The following is a 20,976-nucleotide window of genomic DNA, read 5'->3' as shown; positions in this document are numbered from 1 at the left end:
AGTCAGAGCGTGTGGCGGGTATGGCGCCTCGATGGTGGGATGTGAGGACGCCGGATGGCGGTCACCGATCTAGAGGAGCTCGCGATGGGCGATGAGATCACCACGCACACGTTCTCCCGCGAGGAACGCCAGCGGTATCGCGAGAAGGTGCGGCGCTGCCTCGACGTCTTCGAAGGGATGCTCAGCACGCACCACTTCGCCGATGCACCCTCCCGCAGCGGGTTGGAGATCGAACTTAATCTGGTCGACGCCGAGTATCAGCCGGCGATGCGGAACGCGCAGGTCCTCGCCGAGATCGCCGACCCCGCGTTCCAGACTGAACTGGCCCGCTACAACATCGAGTTGAACGTCCCGCCCGCAGAGCTTCCGGGAGACGCCATGCTCGATCTGGAGCGGCGGTTGCGCCAGCATCTGGACGTCGCCGACGAACGCGCCCAACGCCGTGGCGCCTCGATCGCAATGATCGGGATTCTGCCGACACTGCGCCCAGAGCATCTGACCGGCAACTGGATGAGCGCCAACCCCCGCTATCAAGCGCTGGAGGAAGCGGTCTTCGCCGCTCGCCGCGAGAATCTCGACCTGGACATCTCGGGCCCGGAACCGCTGCGGATGGCCACCGGCACGATCGCACCGGAGTCGGCCTGCACCTCGGTGCAACTGCACCTGCAGGTCTCCCCCGGCGACTTCGCCGCGCACTGGAACGCCGCCCAACTGCTCGCCGGACCGCAGCTCGCCCTCGGCGCCAATTCACCGTTCCTGTTCGGCAAGCAGCTCTGGGCGGAGACGCGCACGGAGCTGTTCCTGCAGGCTACCGATACGCGTTCGCCCGAGCTGCGCAATCAGGGTGTTCGCCCTCCGGTCTTCTTCGGCGAGGGATGGATCACCTCCATCTTCGATTTGTTCGAAGAGAACGTCCGCTACTTCCCTGCGCTGTTGCCCGAGTGCACCGACGAGGATCCCGAGGCAGAGCTGGCGGCGGGGCGGACGCCGCGCCTGCAGGAGCTGCGGTTGCACAACGGCACCGTCTACCGGTGGAACCGCCCGGTCTACGACGTGGTGGACGGCGAGGCCCATCTCCGGGTGGAGAATCGCGTGCTCCCCGCCGGCCCCACTGTGGTGGACGTCCTCGCCAACGCCGCCTTCTACTACGGCGCGCTGGAGATGCTCGCCCGCGAAGAGCGACCACCCTGGACACGCATCTCGTTCGCAGCCGCTCATGACAACTTCACCGCAGGCGCCCGCGATGGCGTCGAGGCCCAGATGTACTGGCCCGGATACGGTGAGGTGCCCTGGGACGAGTTGGTGTTGCGGCACCTGCTACCGCTGGCAGCCGAAGGTCTGGCGCGGCGGGGTGTCTCCCAGCACGTGATCGACCGCTACTTGCCGATCATCGAGGCGCGCTGCAAACTTCGCCGGAACGGAGCGTGGTGGCAGACCCAGACCGTTGCTGCCCTCGAGCAACGCGGCGCCAGCCGCACCGACGCGCTCACCCAGATGCTGCAGCACTACCTGGCCGGGATGCACTCCAACGAGCCCGTGCACACCTGGGACGTCCCTGCCTAGCGCACCCGACGACCCGCACCCAGCATATTCGGTCAGCGGGGCCCACGCCGGTGCCTGGCGCGCCAGCAGCTCCGATGCCAATGCCGTCGCTCTGCCAGCGCAGCGTCGGCGCCGAAGATGTGCTCCTCACCCCACGCAACCACGTGCCCCACACCCGGAGGGATCTCTTGTTCACACCCCGGGCATCGGTAGGTCTTGTCCGGCGAGCCGGCCACCTCACGCACATTCCACTGCCCACCACCGGGCCCGGACTCCACGCGTGGGCGGCCGCGCAGCACGGCCTCGACGTCGAGTTCGGGGTGGGGCTCGGCGTAACGACGCTTCCGGGACGGGCGAACCATCGTCCCAGTATCACCCGCGGGGACCCTGGCTCACACCGTCGGACGCATCGGCACCGGCAGTTCCCCGCTCGCGACGAGTCGGGCATACCAGTGCGCCGAGTCCTTCAGCGTGCGCCGCTGCGTCTCGTAGTCGACCCGCACGATCCCGAATCGGCGCTCGTACCCATAGGCCCACTCGAAATTGTCGAAGAGTGACCAGACGAAGTAGCCACGGACATCGACCCCGGCCTCCCGAGCCTTCCCGACGGCCTCGATGTGGCCATGGAGATACGCGATCCGGTCCGCATCGTGCACGGTCCCGCCCGGACTCACCACATCCTCGAAGGCAGCACCGTTCTCGGTGACGACGAGCGGCACCCCATAGTCCTCGTGCAGCCGGTGCAGCAGCTCCACCAGGCCATCTGGGTCGATGTTCCAGCCCATCGCCGTCTGTGGTCCGGACATCGGGAGGAACTCCACGTCATCGGCGCCCACCCACGGACTGTGCGCCGAGTCGCCATGGGCGGTGGAGGTGGCCCGCGCACCGCCGCGGAACTCTCGCGCCTCGCCGGTGCAGTAATAGTTCACGCCGAGCAGGTCGATCGGCTGATGGATCAGCGCCGTATCGCCCTCCTGCACGAACGAGAAGTCGGTGAGGTGCGCGAGATCGTCGAGGAGGTCGGCCGGGTAATGTCCGCGCAGCATCGGGTCAAGGAAGATCCGATTGCCGACGGCGTCCAGTCGCCGCACAGCGTCCACGTCGCCAGGGCGGGCCGCGTCCGCCGGGCGGGTGACGTGCGTGTTCAGGGACACCGCGATCGTGGTGTCCGGCCCGAGTTCGGCGCGGATCGCTGCCGCCGCCATGCCGTGTGCCAGGTTCAGGTGGTGCGCGGCGCGTAGTGCGGAGACCGGATCGGTCACCCCGGGGGCGTGCACACCTGAGGCGTAGCCGAGGAAGGCGCTACACCAGGGCTCGTTCAGCGTGGTCCAGACCGCCACCCGATCACCGAGCGCTCGCGCGACAATGCGGGCGTAGTCGGCAAAGGCGGAGGCCGTCTCCCGGTTCGTCCAGCCACCGTCTTCCTGTAGTTCGGCGGGTAGGTCCCAGTGGTAGAGCGTGACCACCGGAGTGATACCCGCCTCGAGCAGGGCATCGACGAGGCCGGAGTAGAAGGCCAGGCCCTCGGCATTCGGCTCTCCGCGCCCGCCGGGCTGGACCCGGGGCCAGGAGATCGAGAAGCGATACGCCTGCAGACCGAGCTGCGTCATCAGCGCCACGTCGTCTCGCATGCGGTGGTAGTGATCGATCGCCACATCCCCGGTGTGGCCGTTCAACGTGGTCCCGGCAGTGTGGGAGAAGACATCCCAGATGGACGGGCCGCGGCCACCTTCGGTGGCGGCACCTTCGACCTGGTAGGCGGCGGTGGCCGAGCCCCAGACGAAGTCGGGTGGAAAGGCAGTCATCGTGAGCTTCCTTCGCATCGGCGGGTCAGTCCGTGATCCGGACAGTGAGTCAGCGGTTGGCCGAATCAGTCGGCGATCGGCACGGTCAGGACGGGCCCGTCGGCTCGGTGCCGCTCGCCCCGGTGCACCAGTGCCCAGTCGTGCGCGGCGCCCCGCACCAGGGTGGCCTCGAGGTGACCGGCCAGGCGGCGCACGGTGAACTCGGCAGCGCACGCTCCGCCGTCGGGCGTGGGGACCTGCACCACCACCTCGGCGCCCTCGGTGAGATCGAACGCATGCAGCTCCACACCGTCGGCATAGGGGTAGTCAGGCCGGTCCGTACGAGCCCCGAACGCGATCACACTGCCCGGGCGGGCCAGTAACGGCACCGAGTCGAAACCGTGCGTCTCGCGCACCCATCGGCCACCGGTCACCCGCTCACCGGAAGGTACTTGCGTCCAGGTGCCCTCCGGGAGGTAGTACTCCACCTGCCGTTCGTCGAACACCGGCGCTACCAGCAAGTCGCCACCGAGCATGTACTGGGTGTCGGCTGCCGTGACGGATCGATCGTCCGGGAAGTCCACCACCATCGGCCGCATCACCGGTATCCCCTCGGTGGAGGCGATCTGACCGGCACGCGCGAGGTAGGGCATCAGCCGGTGCTTGAGGTGGGTGAAGTGACGGGTCACCGCCACCGCCTCCTCATCGAACGCCCACGGCACGCGATACGAACTCGACCCGTGCAACCGGCTGTGCGAGGAAAGCAGCCCGAATGCTACCCACCGTTTGAACACCGCCGCCTCGGGCGTCCCTTCGAAACCGCCGATGTCGTGACTCCAGAACCCAAACCCGGAAGCTGCCAGCGACAGTCCGCCCCGCAGCGACTCGGCCATGGCCGTGAATGTGGACTCACAGTCACCACCCCAGTGCACGGGGAACTGCTGCCCACCGGCCGTCGCTGACCGGGCGAACAGCACCGCATCACCCTCACCGCGCTCGGCCTCGAGCAGCTCGAACACACACTGGTTGTAGAGCTGGGCGTAGTAGTTGTGCATCCGCTGCGGATCGGAGCCGTCATGCCAGACCACGTCGGTCGGGATCCGCTCGCCGAAGTCGGTCTTGAAGGCATCCACGCCCTGGCCCAGCAGCACCCGCAACTTGTCCTGGAACCACTCCCATGCCTGCGGATTGGTGAAGTCCACCAGCCCCATCCCTGCCTGCCACATGTCCCACTGCCACACGTCACCCTCAGGCGTGGTGACCAGGAACCCCTGCTCGGCAGCTTCAGCGAACAGGTGGGAGCGCTGGGCGATGTACGGATTCACCCACACACAGACCTTCAGGCCCCGTTCGTGCAGACGGGCCAGCATGCCCTCCGGATCGGGGAAGGTCGCCGGATCCCAGACGAAGTCACTCCAGTGGAACTGGCGCATCCAGAAGCAGTCGAAGTGGAACACCGACAGCGGCAGGTCACGTTCGGCCATCCCGTCGATGAACGAGGTCACCGTGGCCTCGTCATAGTCGGTGGTGAATGAGGTCGACAGCCACAGGCCGTAGGACCACGTCGGTACCCGTGCGGGCCGGCCGGTGAGCGCGGTGTAGCGGCGCAACACATCCTTCGGATCCGGGCCATCGATCACGTAGTACTGCAGGCGTTGCCCCGGCACCGAGAACTGGGTGCGTGAGGCCACCTCGGTGCCGATCTCGTATGAGACCCGCTCGGGGTGGTCGACGAAAACCCCGTAGCCACGATCGGACAGGTGGAACGGAACGTTCTTGTAGGCCTGCTCGGACGCGGTACCGCCGTCGGCGTTCCAGATATCGACGCTCTGACCATTCTTGACCAGCGGCCCGAACCGCTCGCCGAGACCGTACAGGTGCTCACCGATGCCCAGTGCGTGCTGTTCGCGCACGAACGGCCCCTCCGGGGTGGCGATGAAGGCGGTGCCGCGATCGGTCGCCGTGGTCAGCACAGTGCCGTCCGTGCGCACCAGTTCCAGCGACCAAGGCCCTTCGGTGGCGACCCGAGCGGTCAGGCCGCCCGAGGTGAGCGTGGCGGGTCCGCTCGCCGGCACATCCACCTGCGGGCCCGCGTCCGTGCCGGCGAGTGCGAAGCGTGGGCCATGCTCGCGCCTACCGGTGAAGTGCTCGATCCGAACCCCGATCACGCCCTCGGCCGGTGCATCCACCCGGATGGTGATCATCGGGCGGTTCAGCGTGTCCCCTCGGTGGCGAAGGGGCGCGGTGGAGGCATGCACCAGCAGGTGATCACCACTATTCACCACCGACTCGATTGCCCTCGGGCGAAGAATCTCCACGCCCGGCATCGTCTGCCAATAGCCATCGGTGAACTTCATCGTCGCCTTCCCGTGCTCATCCCCAACTGAGGACAGCGGATCGCTTTCGACACCAATCGTCGAAGCGTTTCAACACTGTACGGTCTGCACTGTACGGGCGGCGTCCCGCTGATCGCAAAGCGGCGCCCTGGTGGACCGAGGAGGACGAAGACCGATGGCCACGATCGAAGACGTCGCCAAACGCGCCGGTGTGGCCGCGTCCACCGTCTCCTACGTCCTCTCCGGCAAGCGCAGCATTTCGGCTGCCACCCGCACGAAGGTGCAGACCGCCATCGCCGAACTCGGCTACCATCCACACGCTGGCGCCCGTGCCCTGGCGTCAGCTCGCACGAATGTGCTCGCCCTGATGGTGCCGCTCCCCCTGTTGCCCGGCACACAGACGTTGCGCCCGGACATCGACGTCAACGTCCTCATGCAGTTCGTGGCCGGGATCGCGCCCAGGGCGCGCGCCCTGGGCTACGACGTCCTCCTGCTCACCGACGATGACCCGGGCGCGGCAGAACGGGTCTGGGCCGGCTCTACGGCGGACGCGATCATCACGATGAGCATCCAGGCCGAGGACCCGCGCGTCGAGGCACTGTCCCGGGCCCAGATGCCGGCCATCCTGATCGGTCTGCCGGATGATCCACATGGCCTGAGTTGCGTTGACTTCGACTTCGAGAATGCCGGGAGGCTCGCGATCCGGCACCTGGCGGCCCGGGGGCACCGCCGGATCGCGATGGTGGGTCCGCCCACCACCACCTTCGAACGGCGGATGTCCTTCACCGAACGCATGGTCCGTGGCTTGCGCGAACAGTCCGGCCTTGCCGGGGTGCAGTTCAGCATCGCCCCCACCGCCGCCCGGCGAGATTCCGTGGCCGCCGCCTTGGCGCCCGTCTTGGAAGGGCCGGATCGGGCTACGGCGCTCGTGGTGCATCACGAGGCGGCGCTGCCCAGCGTGCTGGACGTCCTGCGCGACCGGCACTGGACGGTCCCGCAGGACATCTCCGTGATCGCGGTGTGCCCGCCGAGTATCGCCGAGCAGCAGGCCGCGCCGCTCAGTTCGATCGACGTACCGGCCCAGGCGATCGGCGCTGCCGCTGTGGACATGGCGGTCGCTGCGCTGCGTGGCGGCGCCACCTCGGAGACCCGCTTGGTCCGGGCCGAACTGACTGAGCGCGGGAGCACTGGCGCGCCACCTGCCTGACATCGCGCACCGCCCCGGGTGCGCCACCGCACCCAGACCACGGGCCGCCGTCGGCACCGCGGACATGGCATTGACACGAACGGATTGGACGGTCATCATCGACACCGTCGTCGAAGCGCTTCAACAGGTGATCCTCAGCGTCACCCGCTTCACCCAGCACGTCGAAGGAGATGTGACCCATGCGTAAGAAGTTCCTGGCGGTCGCCGCCGCATCCGTGGCCGGCATTGCCCTGGCCGCATGTTCGTCAGGCGATTCGGGGGGTGCGGCCGAGACGAGCGCGGACGGCCCGGTCACGATCGACTACTGGGCCTGGGGTACTGCCCAGCAGCCCATGGTTGACGCATGGAACGAGTCTCATCCGGACATCCAGGTGGTGCACACTGACGCCGGCGGCGGGTCGGACTCCTCCGCGAAGCTGGTCACCGCTACCCGCGCGGAGAACGCCCCCGACGTGGCGATCGTCGAGTACAACACGCTTCCGGCGATGATCGTGGCAGGTGTGGCCGCGGACATCAGCGCCTACACCGCAGACCTCGAGAGTGACTTCGCTCCAGGGGTCTGGGGCCAGGCCACGTTTGACGGTGCAAGCTACGGAGTCCCACAGGACGCCGGGCCGATGGCCCTGACCTACAACCAGGCCCGCTTCGATGAACTCGGCATCGAGGTGCCGACCACATGGGAAGAGTTCGCCGAGGCCGCCGAGGCGGTCCGCGCTGCGGACCCGGACACCTACATCACCACCTTCGCCCCCGGCGAGTTCGGCGGGTTCGCCGGGTTCGCACAGCAGGCGGGAGGCCAGTGGTGGACCGTTGACGGCGACGCATGGACCGTCGGTATCGATGACGAGGCGTCTCTCGAGGTGGCCGACTACTGGCAGGACTTGGTCGACCGTGACCTCGTCCTCGCCGAACCGCTGCTCACCCCCGAGTGGAACGCAGCCTTGAATGAGGGGGAAATCCTCTCCTGGCCGGCAGGTTTGTGGGCGGCCGGAGTCCTTTACGGCGTTGGCGAGCCAATGGCCGGAGACTGGGCGATGGCCCCGTTACCGCAGTGGACCGAGGGCGACTCCTCGGTGGCCTTCCAGGGCGGTTCCGCCGTGGTGGTCACCACCTCGGCCGAATACCCGGAGGCCGCAGCGGAGTTCGCGGCCTGGATGGGTGCCAGCGACGAGGCCGCCGCGATCCAGATCGAGCAGGGCCAGTACCCGGCCTCACTGAGCGGACAGCAACTCACCCTCGACTCGGAACCACCGCTGCTGATGCCGCAGCAGGAGGACTACTGGCAGGTGGCCGCCGATATCGCCGCGAACACCATGCCTGACATCAGCTGGGGCCCGAACGTCAACGTCGCCTCGAGTGCCTTCCAGGACGCCATGGCGTCCGCCATCGAGAACGGCACGCCGTTACGCGAGGCGCTGGCGACCACCCAGGACGTGGTGGTCGATGACATGGAGACCACCGGCTTCACGGTCACCTCAGACTGATCCAACCACGGACGCCGGCGGCCGCTGCCACGCGGCCGCCGGCGCCGGCCCGACGAAGGAGAGCGCGTGCGATGAGCACCGTGACCGATCCGAGGACCGCCCGCCGCACGCGGCGCCGGTGGGTCGCCCCCTACACCTTCCTTTTGCCGGCGGGACTGCTCTACCTCGGGTTCCTCGCCGTCCCGATCGGCTACGCCATCTTCCTCAGCTTCCGGGGGCTGCGGGTGAGCGGCACCGGCCCGTTCGGCGTGCAGGAGGAGACGTGGGTGGGCTTGAGCAACTACGCGGCCACGTTCGCCGACCCGGAGTTCCTGGCCGGCTTCGGCCGCCTGGCGGTCTACGGTTTCATTGCCGTTCCACTGACCCTGGGCTTGGCACTGACGTTCGCGCTCCTGCTCGATCTGCCCCGGGTGGCCGGCGCTCGATTTGCTCGGACGGCGATCTTCATCCCGTACGCCGTGCCCGGCGTCATCGCCTCGCTGCTGTGGGGCTTCCTGTACCTGCCCTCGACCAGCCCACTCAACTTCGTGCTGCGCCGCCTCGGCCTGGATCCGATCAACGTGCTGGACGGTTCGATGCTGTTTCCCTCGGTCGCCAACATCGCGATCTGGACCGGCGTGGGGTTCAACATGATCATCCTGTACACCTCGCTGCGCGGCATTCCGGGTGAGCTGTACGAGGCGGCGCGCCTCGATGGTGCGAACGAGTGGCATATCGCCTACCGGATCAAGATCCCGCTGGTGGGTCCGGCGCTGGTGCTGACGGGTCTGTTCGCCCTGATCGGCACCCTGCAGGTGTACGGCGAGCCGACGACGCTACGACCGATGACCAACTCGATCTCCCAGACCTGGGTCCCGTTGATGAAGATCTACCGTGACGCGTTCGTCCGGGATGATCTGTCCCTGGCGGCCGCATCGTCGGTGGTCCTCGCGCTGGGCACCCTGATCGTGTCCGTTCTGCTATTGCGCCTGGCTCAGCGGCGCACCTTCGGAGAGTCCTGATGAGCACCGCCAACGCGCCTCGGCCGACAGTGATTCCTCTCACTGGCCCAGCACCGGCACGATCGCGCAGACCACACCGCGTGCTGCCGACCCTCGTCCTTCTCCTCGGGGCGCTCTACTGCCTGGTACCCGTGGCATGGGTGGTGATCGCCTCGACGAAGTCCAACTCCGAGTTGTTCACCACGTTCACGTTCGCACCCGGATCTGGTCTGCTCGACAACCTGCGTGATCTGTTCAGCTACGGTGGCGGCCAGTTCGGCCAGTGGGCACTGAACAGTCTGATCTTCGCGGGCTTCGGCTCATTGGCGTGCACCCTGATCTCGACGATGGCCGGTTTCGCGCTGGCCAAGTACGCCTTCCCGGGCCGGCAGGCGGTCTTCTACGCGATCCTCGGCGGCGTGCTGCTGCCGGGGATCACGTTGGCCATCCCGCAGTACCTGCTGATGTCGGAGATCGGGCTGGCCGGAAGCTACTGGTCGGTGCTGTTGCCGTCCCTGATCTCACCGTTCGGGATCTATCTGGCCCGCGTCTATGCCGCCTCAGCGATTCCGAATGACACGATGGAGGCGGCTCGGATCGACGGCGCGCACGATGCACGGATCTTCACTGCCGTGGCACTGCCCATGATGGTTCCCGGTATGGTCACGATCTTCCTGCTGCAGTTCGTGGGCATCTGGAACAACTTCCTGCTGCCGTTCATCATGCTCTCCGACGAGCGGATGTACCCCCTCACCGTGGGCCTGTACACGCTGCTCTCCAAGGGCTCAGGCACTCCGTCGTTGTACAGCCTGGCCATCATCGGTGCTGCGGTGGCGATCATCCCGCTGGTGGTGATGATGTTGGTGCTGCAACGCTATTGGCGCCTCGATCTGATCAGCGGCGGTATCAAGGGCTGACCACCCCACCGCTGCCCCCACCTCCCACACCCCACGCGACACCCCACCCCCACCACATCGCGAGTGAAGCACAGGAGAACGACTTGTCTGAGATCGCATCCGGTACCGCCGGGTTCCTGTTCGGCGGCGACTACAACCCTGAACAGTGGCCGCGGGAGGTGTGGACCGAGGACATGGAACTCATGCGCCGGGCGGGAGTGAATACCACCACGATCGGTGTCTTCTCCTGGGCGGTCCTCGAGCCGCGCGAAGGTGAGTTCGACGCCGCGTGGCTTGACGAGGTCATCGCCACCCTGGACGAGGCCGGCATCTCCTTCTTCCTGGCCACCCCGACCGCCTCTCCACCGCCCTGGTTCACCCGCGTGTATCCCGACGCCATGCCGGTGCGGCCGGACGGCACCCGGGTGGTGCACGGCTCCCGGGACACCTACGCAATCAGCGCACCCGCGTACCGCGCGGCCTGCCGACGGGTGGCCCGGTTCCTCGCCGAACGGTACGGTCAGCACCCCCGGCTGCGTGGCTGGCACGTCCACAACGAGTACGGCACGATCGATCACGGCCCGCATGCGGCGGCTGCGTTCCGCCGCTGGCTGCAGGCCAAGTACGGCGACCTGAGCACGCTCAACGATGCCTGGTACACCGCCTTCTGGTCCCAGCACTACAGCGACTGGGAGGACATCCTTCCGCCGCGGCAGACCCAGTACCTGGCCAACCCCGCGCAGGTGGTGGACTTCAAGCGGTTCTGCTCCGATGAGATGCTCGCGGCCTATGACGAACAGGTCGCCGAGATCCGCGCCGCCGGCTCCACAGCACAGGTGACCACCAACTTCATGCTGCCCACCTGGAACCACCTGGATCAGTGGGATTGGGCTGAGCACCAGGACGTGGTCTCGATCGATCACTACCTGGACACCAGCGGGCCGGACGGTGAGGCACATGTGGCATACGCCTCGGACCTGACCCGCTCGTGGGCCGGCGGTGCGTGGTTGCTGATGGAGCAGAACGCCACCGGGATCCGCGAAACGGACCGCACCTTCGTCAAGGATTCGGACCGGATGATCCGCAACTCGCTGGGGTACATCGCGCGCGGTTCGCAGAGCTCCCTGTTCTTCCAATGGCGCGCCGGCGCGGCAGGGGCCGAGTCCTGGCACGGCGCCCTCGTTCCGCACACCGGCCCGCAGAGCCGCTCGTTCGACGCTGTGGTCCGTCTCGGCGCCATGCTGGCGCAGATCGCCGAGGTGGCTGAGCTGCCGGCCGAGGGCCCCTTGATCGAAGCGCAGATCGGCATCGTCTGGGATGCGAACGGTTGGTGGTCGCTGGACACCCCGCACCTGCCGAACGAGGAGCTCAGCTATGCCGCGGAGGTACGCGCCACCCACCGTTCCCTGTGGCGCGCCGGGATCGCCTGCGACTTCGTCCGCCCACGCGCCGACGCCACCGGCTACCGGATCCTGGCAGTTCCGAGCATGTTTGCGCTGGACGACGCGACCGTCTCCTGGCTGACCGCGTATGTCGAGGCCGGCGGTCACCTGGTGGTCGGGCACTTCACCGGTGTGGCTGACGAGAACCAGCGCGTGGTCCTTGGCGGTTACCCCGGCCGGCTGCGGGACCTGCTCGGCGTGCGCGTCGAGGAGATTCGCCCGCTCGCCGCCGGTCGCACACATACCCTCACCGACGGCGCCGAGATCGAACAGTGGACCGAGCGGATGCACCTGGAGACTGCCGACGAGGTGGCCGCCTACGCCGACGGCGACCTCGCAGGTCTGCCAGCGATCGCTCGTCGTAGGGTCGGTGGCGGCACGGCGACATACCTGTCGGCACGGCTGGTCCAGAAGTCCCGGGACGCTTTCTGGACGACCCTGTGCCAAGCCCACGGCGTCACGCCGACCCTCCCGGACGCCGTCGGAACGGGTCTGGAGGTGGTGCGCCGCCGTGCGGCCCGGGGGGACTATCTGTTCTGCCTGCACCACGGCAACGAGGCCGTCCGCATCGCCGGTACCGGCGAGGACCTTCTCACTGGCCGCACCACCGACCGCGGTCTCCTCCTCACCCCTGGTGAGGTCGCCGTGATCCGTGAACGTCCCGGCGCCACGTGGCACGTCACGGCCGTGTGATCACCCTCCTGTGCGCCAGCGTCGATCACCCATCCACGCAGTCAGGAGAACTCCGCCGCTGGGACGGGACGTTTCCTCGCGCGAGGGAGCCTATCGGCGAAAGGGGGTGCTACCGCTCTCGCGGCACGTCGACCCCGTTGCGGACCACACGCTGCACCTGCAGATCGGGGTCCGTGACGACCACATCGGCCTGATAGCCGGGCCGGAGGGCGCCGAACAACGCTCCAGAGTTGTCCGCACCCAAGCGTGATCGCAGCACCTCGGCCGGAGTGAGGGAGGCACTGCGGACGGCGTCGGCAAGCGGCACTCCCCCGGCCACACTGATCCGCACCACATCGATCAGGTGAGCCGTACCGCCGGCAATGGAGCCGCCTTCGACGAGGCGAGCCACGCCGTCGGCCACCTGGACGTCGAGGCTGCCGAGCCGGTAGTCGCCGTCGGCCATCCCCGCCGCGGCCATCGCATCGGTCACCAACGCCACGTTCTGCGGCCCCACGATCTCGACCACGTCCCGCACCAACTCCGGATCCAGGTGCACACCATCTCCGATGAGCTCCAGCACGACCTCGCCGCGGCGGGCGGCCGCAAGAACCACCGGGATGGGTCCAGGTTCGCGGTGATGCAACGGCCGCATCCCGTTGAACAGGTGGGTCACTGTGGGTCGCCGGCCGTCAGTCCCGAACCGAGCCACGAGGCGTTCGACGGCGGCCCGGGTGTCGGGTGCCGAGGCGTCCGTGTGGCCGATGGAGGGCAGCGCGCCGACGTCACACAGTGCATCGAGAACCTGCCCGGCCCCCGGCACCTCCGGAGCAACAGTCATCGTGGCCAGATGACCACGTGCGGCCTCCGCCATGGCAGCGACCAGAGCGGGATCGCCGTCGATGAGGAACGCCGGATCCTGGGCACCACAGCGGGCGCTCGCCAGGAAGGGCCCTTCGGAGTGGATCCCCTCGATCTCACCGGCATCGGCCAGGTCAGCGAGTACCGCCACCCGGGCAAGCAGCACCTCCGGCGCTGCCGTCACGAGCGAAGCGAGCATCCGGGTGGTGCCGTACCGACGATGCTCGTTCACCGCGCGCAGTCCTTCGGCGATGTCCTGAACTGCGGGGATGCTGGCACCCCCACCACCGTGGTTGTGGATGTCCACCAGCCCGGGGAGCACGTACGCCTGCGGTGCGGCCGGCACAGCGGCGATCGCCTCGCGGTACTCGCCCGGCGCCTCGTCGGCAGCACCGACCCAGGCGAGCCGGTCGCCGTCGGCAATCACCACGCCGTCGGCGATCTCGCCCTCCGGCGTGACCACCCGGCCGCGGACGACCCGTTCCTGACCTGCCTGCATCGCCAACCTCTCAGAACAGGCGCGAATCGACGTCGTCGATCCCACGCATTGCGTCATAGTCGAGGACCACGCACCGGATCCCCCGGTCCGTCGCCAGCACCCGCGCCTGTGGCTTGATCTCCTGGGCGGCGAACACCCCTTCGACCGGCGCCAGCAGCGGATCGCGGTTCAGCAAGTCCAGATAGCGGGTGAGCTGTTCGACTCCGTCGATGTCCCCGCGCCGCTTGATCTCCACCGCCACGTGACCGGCAGCCCCCCGGGCCAGGATGTCCACCGGGCCGATCGCCGTCGGATACTCGCGGCGGATCAGCGAGTGGCCTTGGCCGAGCAGGCCGATCTGCTCGGCAAGCAGCTTCTGCAAGTGTGCCTCCACCCCGTCCTTGACGAGCCCGGGGTCCACACCCAGCTCGTAGGAGTGCTCAGCGTGCAGCTCGTGCACGGAGACGATGAGCCGATCATCGGACTTGGTGTTCTGCACCGTCCACACGGCCTGGACGCCGACCTCACGCTGCTCCGGAGTCGGCTCGGACTCGGTGAGCGTGCACGGCGGGGACATCCAGTTCAGCGGTTTGTATGATCCGCCGTCGGAGTGCACCAGTACGGATCCATCGGCCTTCACCATGAGCACCCGCGTGGCCAACGGCAGATGCGCAGTCAGCCGCCCGGTGTAGTCCACCGAGCATGCCGCTATGACGATCCTCACGCGTATCTTGCCCTTTCGTCGTTCAGCGCCCTCGACGAGTGCGCGCTCACACGATACGAGAAGTGCTCGTATCGGGTGGCGCCGCCTCCAGCCAGGATCTCAGCCCGTCCAGTGCGCCGTCCTCGGCAACCACCCGGAACTCCTCACCCCGGTACTGGCAGCGCACCTCACTCACCGGCTCGGCCTGACCGGCGAGCGTCCGGCGATGACGGTCGAGGATGTCCAACTCCCGCCGACCCCACCGGTAGGTGGGCCGTAAAGACAACGAGACCACCTCGTACCAATCGAGGTGGTCTCGTGTGTAGGCCGCAATGCCGGCCTTCCAGTGAGCGCGCGTGTGCACGTGCACTGCGCACTCGAAGGATCCGACTCGGCGCCCCAGAGCGCGCAGGCGCCAGAAGAAGAGCAGACCGAGCAGCAGGGCAGCGATGATCACCACAACGACGGCGACCATCACCATTCGCATAGGTGGCTCAGTTCTCCCCAGCGCCCGTGGCGTCCGCCGACGTGGTGGGGTCCACCACGATCGTCACGTCGTCGTGGTCCACCGAGAGGAAGCCTCCGCTGACCTCCATGGTCACTGGCTCACCATCAGCCGGATGTACCCGGACCATGCCGGGGCGCAGCACGGCTAGTACCGGCTGGTGGCCTGGGCGGATCCCCATGTCACCGTCCGCCGCCGGCGCACCGACGCTCGTCGCCTCCCCGGACCACCACGTGCGGTCCGCGGAGACCATCTCCACCGTGAGCGGCACGCCGCCCTCCTTCGTTCGTCGTCTCGATCGGTCGGGCTGACTCAGTCCTCAGCGCGCAACCGGGCCGCGTTCTTCTCGAGGTCCTCGAGGCCACCGATGTTGAAGAAGGCCTGCTCGGGCACGTGATCGAACTCGCCACCGGCGATCTTGCTGAAGGCCTCGATGGTCTCCGAGAGCGGCACCGTCGAGCCGGCCACACCGGTGAACTTCTCCGCCATGTAGGTGTTCTGGGAGAGGAACTGCTCGATGCGGCGAGCGCGGTTCACGGTGACCTTGTCCTCTTCGGACAGCTCGTCGATACCGAGGATGGCGATGATGTCCTGCAGTTCCTTGTTCTTCTGCAGGATCGCCTTGACCTGGTTCGCCACGCGGTAGTGCTCCTCACCCACGTACTGCGGGTCGAGGATCCGCGAGGTCGAGGCCAGCGGGTCGATCGCGGGGTACAGACCGCGAGATGCGATCTCGCGAGAGAGTTCCGTGGTCGCGTCCAAGTGGGCGAAGGTCGTCGCCGGGGCGGGGTCGGTGTAGTCGTCCGCTGGCACGTAAATGGCCTGCAGGGAGGTGATGGAGTGCCCACGCGTGGAGGTGATGCGCTCCTGCAGCAGACCCATCTCATCGGCAAGGTTCGGCTGGTAACCCACGGCGGACGGCATCCGGCCAAGCAGCGTGGAGACCTCGGAACCGGCCTGGGTGAACCGGAAGATGTTGTCGATGAACAACAGCACGTCCTGCTTCTGCACATCGCGGAAGTACTCCGCCATGGTCAGGGCGGACAGCGCAACGCGCAGACGCGTGCCTGGCGGCTCGTCCATCTGACCGAAGACCAAGGCGGTCTTCTCGAAGACCCCGGCCTCGTCCATCTCGGCAATGAGGTCGCCACCCTCACGGGTGCGCTCCCCAACCCCAGCAAATACGGACACACCGCCGTGATCGGCGGCCACACGGTAGATCATCTCCTGGATGAGCACCGTCTTGCCGACGCCGGCTCCACCGAACAGACCGATCTTTCCACCCTGCACGTATGGGGTGAGCAGGTCGATCGACTTGATGCCGGTCTCGAACATCTGAGTCTTCGACTCGAGCTGGTCGAACGCCGGCGGCTGGCGGTGGATCGGCCAGCGCTCGCTCACCTCGAGGGTCTCACCCTCGGGCAGGTTCAGTGCTTCACCGATGACATTGAAGACCTTGCCCTTGGTGATGTCACCGACCGGGACCGTGATGGGTTCACCCGTGTCTCGGACCTCCGAGCCACGCACGAGGCCGTCGGTGGGCTTGAGGGCGATGGCACGCACCAGGTTGTCACCCAGGTGCTGGGCGACCTCGAGCGTCATCTCGTAGGCGTCCTGCCCCGGCAGTTCCACCGAGGTCTTCAGGGCGTTGTACATCTCCGGAATGGCGTCCGGCGGGAACTCGATATCGATCACGGGGCCGATCACGCGGGCGATCCGACCCACGCCGGGCTCGCCGGCGCCGCTGGCCTGTGCCTCGGTTGCGGTAGCAGTCATGGTTGCGTTCCTTCGTGTGGGTTGATGCTCAGCTCGCGGCCAGGGCGTCGGCACCCGAGACGATCTCGCTGATCTCCTGGGTGATCTCGGCCTGCCGGGCCTGGTTGGCAAGCCGGGTGTACTTCCGGATGATGTCCTCGGCGTTCTTGGTGGCCGTGTTCATCGCGCGCTGACGGGCAGCGAGCTCCGAGGCCGCCGCCTGCAGCAACGCGTTGAACAGTCGGCTGCGGATGTACCGCGGCAACAACGCGTCCAGGACCCCCTCGGCGGAGGGTTCGAACTCATAGAGCGGGAGTGCCTTCTCCCCGGCCGGAGCGACGCCATCGACGACCTCCAGGGGGAGCAGTCGGATGACCTGTGGTTCCTGGGCGACCATCGACTTGAACTGCGTGAAGACCACGTGCAGCTCGGCCACGCCCCCGTCGTCCACCGGTGCCTGGAAGGCCTCCAGCAAGACGTTGCCGATCTCCTCGGCGGTCTCCAGCGCCGGGTTGTCGGAGTCCCCGGTCCAGCTCCGCACGATCTCGCGGCGGCGGAACTGGTAGTAGTTCACGCCGCGCCGACCCGTCACGTAAAGGGCGACTTCCTTGCCCTCTTCCTCGAGCTGCAGGCGCAGGCGCTCGGCCTCGCGTAGCACGCTTGCGGAGTACGCTCCCGCCTGACCACGGTCCGCTGTGATGACAAGGACGGAGGCCCGGTTGGTGTCGGTCCGCTCGGAGGTGAGCGGATGCTCGATATCGGCGTGGGTGGACACGGCCGAGACCGCCCGAGTGATCGCGCGTGCGTACGGGCTTGCCTTGACTGCGCGGTCCCGTGCCTTGCCGATCCGAGAGGCGGCAATGAGCTCCATGGCGCGGAACATCTTCTTCAGGGTCTGAGTCGACCTGATCCTCTGCTTATAGATCCGCTGCTGGGCGCCCATTCCTCAGCCCCGCTTCTGCCGGACGATCTGCTCCTGGTCGACGTCGACGTCGTCTCCGTCGGAGACTTCCTCGCCGACCGGGGAGGACTCGGAGCCGAGGAAGGACGAGCGGAACTTCTCCACCGCGGCGGTGAGCTCGGTCTCGGTGTCCTCCTCGAACTTGCCCGTGCTGACGATCGCGTCCATCACGCCGGTGTGGCGGCGGACGTGGTCGAGTAGCTCAGACTCGAAGCGGCGCACGTCGGAGAGCTCGACATCGTCGAAGTATCCCTTGGTGCCGGCCCAGATCGAGACGACCTGGTCTTCGGCGTTGTACGGGCTGTACTGCGGCTGCTTGAGCAACTCCATGAGGCGTGCGCCCCGGGTGAGCTGACGGCGTGACGTCGGGTCGAGGTCAGAGGCGAACATTGCGAACGCCTCCAGCGAGCGGTACTGCGCCAAGTCGATCTTCAGCGTTCCGGAGACCTTCTTCATCGCCTTGATCTGCGCGTCACCACCGACTCGGGAGACCGAGACACCCACGTCGACGGCGGGGCGCTGGTTGGCGTTGAACAGGTCCGACTGGAGGAAGATCTGACCATCGGTGATGGAGATGACGTTCGTCGGGATGTAGGCCGAGACGTCGTTCGCCTTGGTCTCGATGATCGGCAGGCCGGTCATCGAACCGGCGCCGAGCTCGTCGGAGAGCTTCGCACAACGCTCGAGCAGCCGGGAGTGCAGGTAGAACACGTCACCCGGGTAGGCCTCACGGCCCGGCGGGCGGCGCAGCAACAGCGAGACGGCGCGGTAGGCCTCGGCCTGCTTGGACAGGTCGTCGAAGATGATCAGTACGTGCTTGCCCTGGTACATCCAGTGCTGGCCGATGGCCGATCCGGTGTACGGGGCGATGTACTTGAAGCCGGCCGCGTCGGAGGCCGGCGCCGCCACGATCGTGGTGTATTCCAGTGCCCCTGCCTCGTCGAGCGCACCGCGCACGGAGGCGATGGTGGAGCCCTTCTGCCCGATCGCGACGTAGATGCAGCGCACCTGCTTCTCGGGATCGCCGCTGTCCCAGTTGGCCTTCTGGTTGATAATCGTGTCGAGCGCGATCGCCGTCTTCCCGGTCTGCCGGTCGCCGATGATCAGCTGGCGCTGACCGCGACCGATCGGGATCATCGCATCGATCGACTTCAGCCCGGTCTGCAGCGGTTCGTGCACACTCTTGCGCTCCATCACGCCAGCAGCCTGCAGCTCGAGGGCGCGGCGCCCGTCGGTGGCGATCTCACCGAGCCCGTCGATCGCGTTGCCGAGCGGGTCCACCACGCGTCCGAGGTACCCATCGCCGACCGGCACTGAGAGCACCTCGCCGGTCCGGCGCACGCTCTGCCCCTGTTCGATGCCGCTGAACTCACCGAGTACCACCACACCGATGGTCCGCACGTTCAGGTTGAGCGCCAGGCCGAGCGTACCGTCCTCGAAGGTGAGCAGCTCGTTCGCCATCACACCGGGCAGCCCCTCGACCTCCGCGATACCGTCGGCCGCGAGGGTGACTGTGCCGACCTCCTCGGCCGCGCTCGTGGACGGCTCGTAGGAGTCCACGAAGCTGTCCAGCGCAGCCCGGATCTCCTCGGGCTTGATCGTCAGTTCAGCCATCTTGTGTGTCCTTCTCCTTAGACCGCCAGCTGCGGCGATCGGTTCGTTCTTCAGCGATGGGGGCGGGTCAACCGGCCAGGCGCCGGCGAGCCTCGTCGAGGCGGCTGAGCATGGTCGCGTCTACGACCTCGTCACCGATCTGGATCCGCACGCCACCCACGACGCTCGGCTCCACAGCCACGTTGAGCTGCACGCCACGCCCGTAGGCGCGGTGCAGGATGTCACTCAACCGGTCGAGTTGACCCTCGTTGAGCGGGACGGCTGCCGTCACGGTCGCCACCAACTGCTGGCGGCGGGCCGCGGCAGCCTCGTTCAGGCGTACCAGACCGGCTGTCAGAGTCGGGGCGCGGCGGTTGCCGAGCGCGCGCTCGATCAGCGTGGATGTCTGCGGAGCAACGCGACCGTCCGTGACGTTGTCGAGCAGCCGGGTTCGATCCTGCACTGCACGCGAGGTGTCCGACAGGGCCAGGCGCAACTCGCGGTTCGCCGCGAGGAGCCGGATCACCGAGAAGATCTGCGTCTCCACATCCAGCAGCGTCCCCGCAGATTCGGCGCTGGCTAGCAGCGCGTCAGTCCCGAGGATCTCGACCGCGTCCGCGATGTCCTGATCGGCCGACCAGCGCGCACGTGCGAGCCCGGCCAGCAGGTCCTCGACGTCAGAACTGACTTTGCCGCCGAACACATCGGCGACCACCTGCGCCTTGTCCGCACCCTCCCGCGAGGGATCGGTCAGCGCGCGCCGCAGGGTGGCCGAGGAGTCCAGGACGTCCACGACGGCGAACAGCTCCGTGCCGAGGGCATCGGCGGACTCTCCAGCCGCGCGCAGCACGGAGTCGAATCGCTCCCGGGCCGCGTCGGTGGAGGACTGGCTGTTCGCGCGCATCACGCCTCCGGCTGTGCCGAGGCCTCGGCGGAGGTGCTCGTCGAACTCGGTACCGACGCCTCGGCGGAGGCACCCGTCGAACTCGATGCCGATGCCCCTGCCGGAGCATTCATCGTGCCGTCGAGTTCGCTCAGGAAGCGGTCCACCACCCGGGACTGGCGTGCGTCGTCAGCGAGGGACTCGCCCACGATCCGGGAGGCGAGCTCAGTGGCCAGCGTGCCCACCTCGCTGCGCAGCGAGACAATCGCGGACTGCCGCTCAGCTTCAATCTGACGCTGCGCGTTCTCCGCGATCCGGGTGGCCTCGGCCTGGGCCTTCGCCTTCGACTCGGCAAGGATCTGTGAACCGTCATTGACGGCTTCCTCACGGATCCCGGCTGCTTCCTTCCGGGCGGCGACCAGCTCACGTTCGACCTGCGTCTTGGCCTCGGCGGCCTCAGCCTGCGCCTTCTCAGCGAGCTGCAGGCCACCTTCGATCTTGGCGGCACGTTCGTCGAGAATCGCGTTCAACTTCGGCAAGAGGTACTTGAAGAAGAAGATCGCGATGACGACCGTGACGACGAGCGACCAGACGATGTCGTAGCCGGCCGGCAGCAGCGGGTTCGGCGTCTCGTGTGCGGTGATCATGGGGGCTCCCAAAGCCTGTGGTGAGGGATCGATCAGAACATCAGCCCGGCGACGAGGCCGAGCAGACCGAGCACCTCGATGAGCGCTGCACCGATCATCATGTTGGTGAAGAGCCGACCGGCCACTTCGGGCTGGCGGGCCGTGGCCACCTGGGTCTGACCGATCATGATGCCGAGACCGACACCGGGGCCGATCGTGGCGAGACCGTAACCGACAGTTGCGAGATTGCCTTCCACTGCATTTCCTT

General features: G+C 67.3%; 19 protein-coding genes. 6 read left to right on the top strand and 13 right to left on the bottom strand.

Features of this window, described 5'->3' with window-relative positions; translation table 11 throughout:
- The first annotated feature begins 84 nt into the window (after positions 1-84).
- A complete protein-coding gene (locus tag LQF10_RS06085; protein WP_231067259.1) occupies positions 85-1,563 on the top strand; it encodes a glutamate-cysteine ligase family protein in 1,479 nt (492 codons plus the stop codon).
- Between the two features lie 32 nt (positions 1,564-1,595).
- Here the strand turns inward: LQF10_RS06085 and LQF10_RS06080 are convergent, their stop codons facing one another.
- From LQF10_RS06080 to yicI, 3 genes are all read right to left on the bottom strand, one after another.
- The gene (locus LQF10_RS06080) at positions 1,596-1,904 is read right to left on the bottom strand and encodes an Rv1322 family protein (RefSeq protein WP_231066592.1); all 309 of its coding nucleotides are present in this window, start codon (positions 1,902-1,904) and stop codon (positions 1,596-1,598) included.
- Positions 1,905-1,934: 30 nt separating this feature from the next.
- Positions 1,935-3,347, bottom strand: coding sequence for a GH1 family beta-glucosidase (locus LQF10_RS06075; RefSeq protein ID WP_231066591.1), 1,413 nt, complete (start codon positions 3,345-3,347; stop codon positions 1,935-1,937).
- 65 nt (positions 3,348-3,412) lie between these two features.
- Positions 3,413-5,683, bottom strand: a complete 2,271-nt coding sequence (yicI, locus tag LQF10_RS06070; RefSeq protein WP_231066590.1) for an alpha-xylosidase — start codon at positions 5,681-5,683, stop codon at positions 3,413-3,415.
- Positions 5,684-5,837: 154 nt separating this feature from the next.
- Here yicI and LQF10_RS06065 point away from each other — a divergent pair, with 154 nt between their 5' ends.
- From LQF10_RS06065 to LQF10_RS06045, 5 genes are all read left to right on the top strand, one after another.
- On the top strand, positions 5,838-6,869 hold the full coding sequence (locus LQF10_RS06065; RefSeq protein WP_231066589.1) for a LacI family DNA-binding transcriptional regulator: 1,032 nt from the start codon (positions 5,838-5,840) through the stop codon (positions 6,867-6,869).
- A 179-nt stretch (positions 6,870-7,048) separates the two neighbouring features.
- Positions 7,049-8,353: an ABC transporter substrate-binding protein gene (locus tag LQF10_RS06060; RefSeq protein WP_231066588.1), complete on the top strand. Its 1,305-nt coding sequence runs from the start codon at positions 7,049-7,051 to the stop codon at positions 8,351-8,353.
- A 71-nt stretch (positions 8,354-8,424) separates the two neighbouring features.
- Positions 8,425-9,354 carry a carbohydrate ABC transporter permease gene (locus LQF10_RS06055; protein ID WP_231066587.1) on the top strand — a complete coding sequence of 310 codons (930 nt, stop codon included), beginning with the start codon at positions 8,425-8,427 and terminating at the stop codon, positions 9,352-9,354.
- Entirely contained in the window at positions 9,354-10,250 is an 897-nt protein-coding gene (locus tag LQF10_RS06050; RefSeq protein WP_231066586.1) for a carbohydrate ABC transporter permease, read from the top strand. Before LQF10_RS06055 ends, LQF10_RS06050 begins: the two co-directional genes overlap by 1 nt.
- A gap of 83 nt (positions 10,251-10,333) precedes the next feature.
- The gene (locus LQF10_RS06045; RefSeq protein ID WP_231066585.1) at positions 10,334-12,364 is read left to right on the top strand and encodes a beta-galactosidase; all 2,031 of its coding nucleotides are present in this window, start codon (positions 10,334-10,336) and stop codon (positions 12,362-12,364) included.
- Positions 12,365-12,473: 109 nt separating this feature from the next.
- Here the strand turns inward: LQF10_RS06045 and LQF10_RS06040 are convergent, their stop codons facing one another.
- From LQF10_RS06040 to atpE, 10 genes are all read right to left on the bottom strand, one after another.
- Complete coding sequence (locus LQF10_RS06040; protein WP_231066584.1) at positions 12,474-13,703, bottom strand: N-acetylglucosamine-6-phosphate deacetylase; 1,230 nt, start codon at positions 13,701-13,703, stop codon at positions 12,474-12,476.
- A gap of 10 nt (positions 13,704-13,713) precedes the next feature.
- Positions 13,714-14,406: an endonuclease NucS gene (nucS, locus tag LQF10_RS06035; protein ID WP_231066583.1), complete on the bottom strand. Its 693-nt coding sequence runs from the start codon at positions 14,404-14,406 to the stop codon at positions 13,714-13,716.
- 46 nt (positions 14,407-14,452) lie between these two features.
- Complete coding sequence (locus LQF10_RS06030; protein ID WP_231066582.1) at positions 14,453-14,872, bottom strand: DUF2550 family protein; 420 nt, start codon at positions 14,870-14,872, stop codon at positions 14,453-14,455.
- Between the two features lie 7 nt (positions 14,873-14,879).
- Positions 14,880-15,161 carry a F0F1 ATP synthase subunit epsilon gene (locus tag LQF10_RS06025; protein ID WP_231066581.1) on the bottom strand — a complete coding sequence of 94 codons (282 nt, stop codon included), beginning with the start codon at positions 15,159-15,161 and terminating at the stop codon, positions 14,880-14,882.
- Between the two features lie 41 nt (positions 15,162-15,202).
- The gene (gene atpD / locus LQF10_RS06020) at positions 15,203-16,666 is read right to left on the bottom strand and encodes a F0F1 ATP synthase subunit beta (protein WP_231066580.1); all 1,464 of its coding nucleotides are present in this window, start codon (positions 16,664-16,666) and stop codon (positions 15,203-15,205) included.
- 28 nt (positions 16,667-16,694) lie between these two features.
- The gene (locus LQF10_RS06015; protein ID WP_231066579.1) at positions 16,695-17,588 is read right to left on the bottom strand and encodes a F0F1 ATP synthase subunit gamma; all 894 of its coding nucleotides are present in this window, start codon (positions 17,586-17,588) and stop codon (positions 16,695-16,697) included.
- Positions 17,589-17,591: 3 nt separating this feature from the next.
- Positions 17,592-19,220, bottom strand: coding sequence for a F0F1 ATP synthase subunit alpha (atpA, locus tag LQF10_RS06010; RefSeq protein WP_231066578.1), 1,629 nt, complete (start codon positions 19,218-19,220; stop codon positions 17,592-17,594).
- A gap of 67 nt (positions 19,221-19,287) precedes the next feature.
- Positions 19,288-20,103, bottom strand: a complete 816-nt coding sequence (locus tag LQF10_RS06005) for a F0F1 ATP synthase subunit delta (protein WP_231066577.1) — start codon at positions 20,101-20,103, stop codon at positions 19,288-19,290.
- Entirely contained in the window at positions 20,103-20,729 is a 627-nt protein-coding gene (locus LQF10_RS06000; RefSeq protein ID WP_231066576.1) for a F0F1 ATP synthase subunit B, read from the bottom strand. Before LQF10_RS06000 ends, LQF10_RS06005 begins: the two co-directional genes overlap by 1 nt.
- Before the next feature lie 32 nt (positions 20,730-20,761).
- Positions 20,762-20,965 (bottom strand): ATP synthase F0 subunit C, encoded by a 204-nt coding sequence (gene atpE, locus LQF10_RS05995; protein WP_231066575.1) that lies wholly within the window; start codon positions 20,963-20,965, stop codon positions 20,762-20,764.
- Positions 20,966-20,976: the final 11 nt, after the last annotated feature.

It is taken from the genome of Ruania halotolerans (assembly GCF_021049285.1).
GTDB classification, from domain to species: Bacteria; Actinomycetota; Actinomycetes; order Actinomycetales; family Beutenbergiaceae; genus Ruania; species Ruania halotolerans.
The sequence above is the reverse complement of the archived record's forward strand: the minus strand, read 5'-3'. Positions and strand labels throughout refer to the sequence as shown.

Excerpts from the sequence above, each read along its gene's own strand:
- LQF10_RS06085 (WP_231067259.1), top strand. The coding sequence starts at position 85 with ATGGGCGATGAGATCACCACGCACACGTTCTCCCGCGAGGAACGCCAG.
- LQF10_RS06080 (WP_231066592.1), bottom strand. The coding sequence starts at position 1,904 with ATGGTTCGCCCGTCCCGGAAGCGTCGTTACGCCGAGCCCCACCCCGAA.
- LQF10_RS06075 (WP_231066591.1), bottom strand. The coding sequence starts at position 3,347 with ATGACTGCCTTTCCACCCGACTTCGTCTGGGGCTCGGCCACCGCCGCC.
- yicI (WP_231066590.1), bottom strand. The coding sequence starts at position 5,683 with ATGAAGTTCACCGATGGCTATTGGCAGACGATGCCGGGCGTGGAGATT.
- LQF10_RS06065 (WP_231066589.1), top strand. The coding sequence starts at position 5,838 with ATGGCCACGATCGAAGACGTCGCCAAACGCGCCGGTGTGGCCGCGTCC.
- LQF10_RS06060 (WP_231066588.1), top strand. The coding sequence starts at position 7,049 with ATGCGTAAGAAGTTCCTGGCGGTCGCCGCCGCATCCGTGGCCGGCATT.
- LQF10_RS06055 (WP_231066587.1), top strand. The coding sequence starts at position 8,425 with ATGAGCACCGTGACCGATCCGAGGACCGCCCGCCGCACGCGGCGCCGG.
- LQF10_RS06050 (WP_231066586.1), top strand. The coding sequence starts at position 9,354 with ATGAGCACCGCCAACGCGCCTCGGCCGACAGTGATTCCTCTCACTGGC.
- LQF10_RS06040 (WP_231066584.1), bottom strand. The coding sequence starts at position 13,703 with ATGCAGGCAGGTCAGGAACGGGTCGTCCGCGGCCGGGTGGTCACGCCG.
- LQF10_RS06030 (WP_231066582.1), bottom strand. The coding sequence starts at position 14,872 with ATGCGAATGGTGATGGTCGCCGTCGTTGTGGTGATCATCGCTGCCCTG.
- atpD (WP_231066580.1), bottom strand. The coding sequence starts at position 16,666 with ATGACTGCTACCGCAACCGAGGCACAGGCCAGCGGCGCCGGCGAGCCC.
- LQF10_RS06015 (WP_231066579.1), bottom strand. The coding sequence starts at position 17,588 with ATGGGCGCCCAGCAGCGGATCTATAAGCAGAGGATCAGGTCGACTCAG.
- atpA (WP_231066578.1), bottom strand. The coding sequence starts at position 19,220 with ATGGCTGAACTGACGATCAAGCCCGAGGAGATCCGGGCTGCGCTGGAC.
- LQF10_RS06005 (WP_231066577.1), bottom strand. The coding sequence starts at position 20,103 with ATGCGCGCGAACAGCCAGTCCTCCACCGACGCGGCCCGGGAGCGATTC.
- LQF10_RS06000 (WP_231066576.1), bottom strand. The coding sequence starts at position 20,729 with ATGATCACCGCACACGAGACGCCGAACCCGCTGCTGCCGGCCGGCTAC.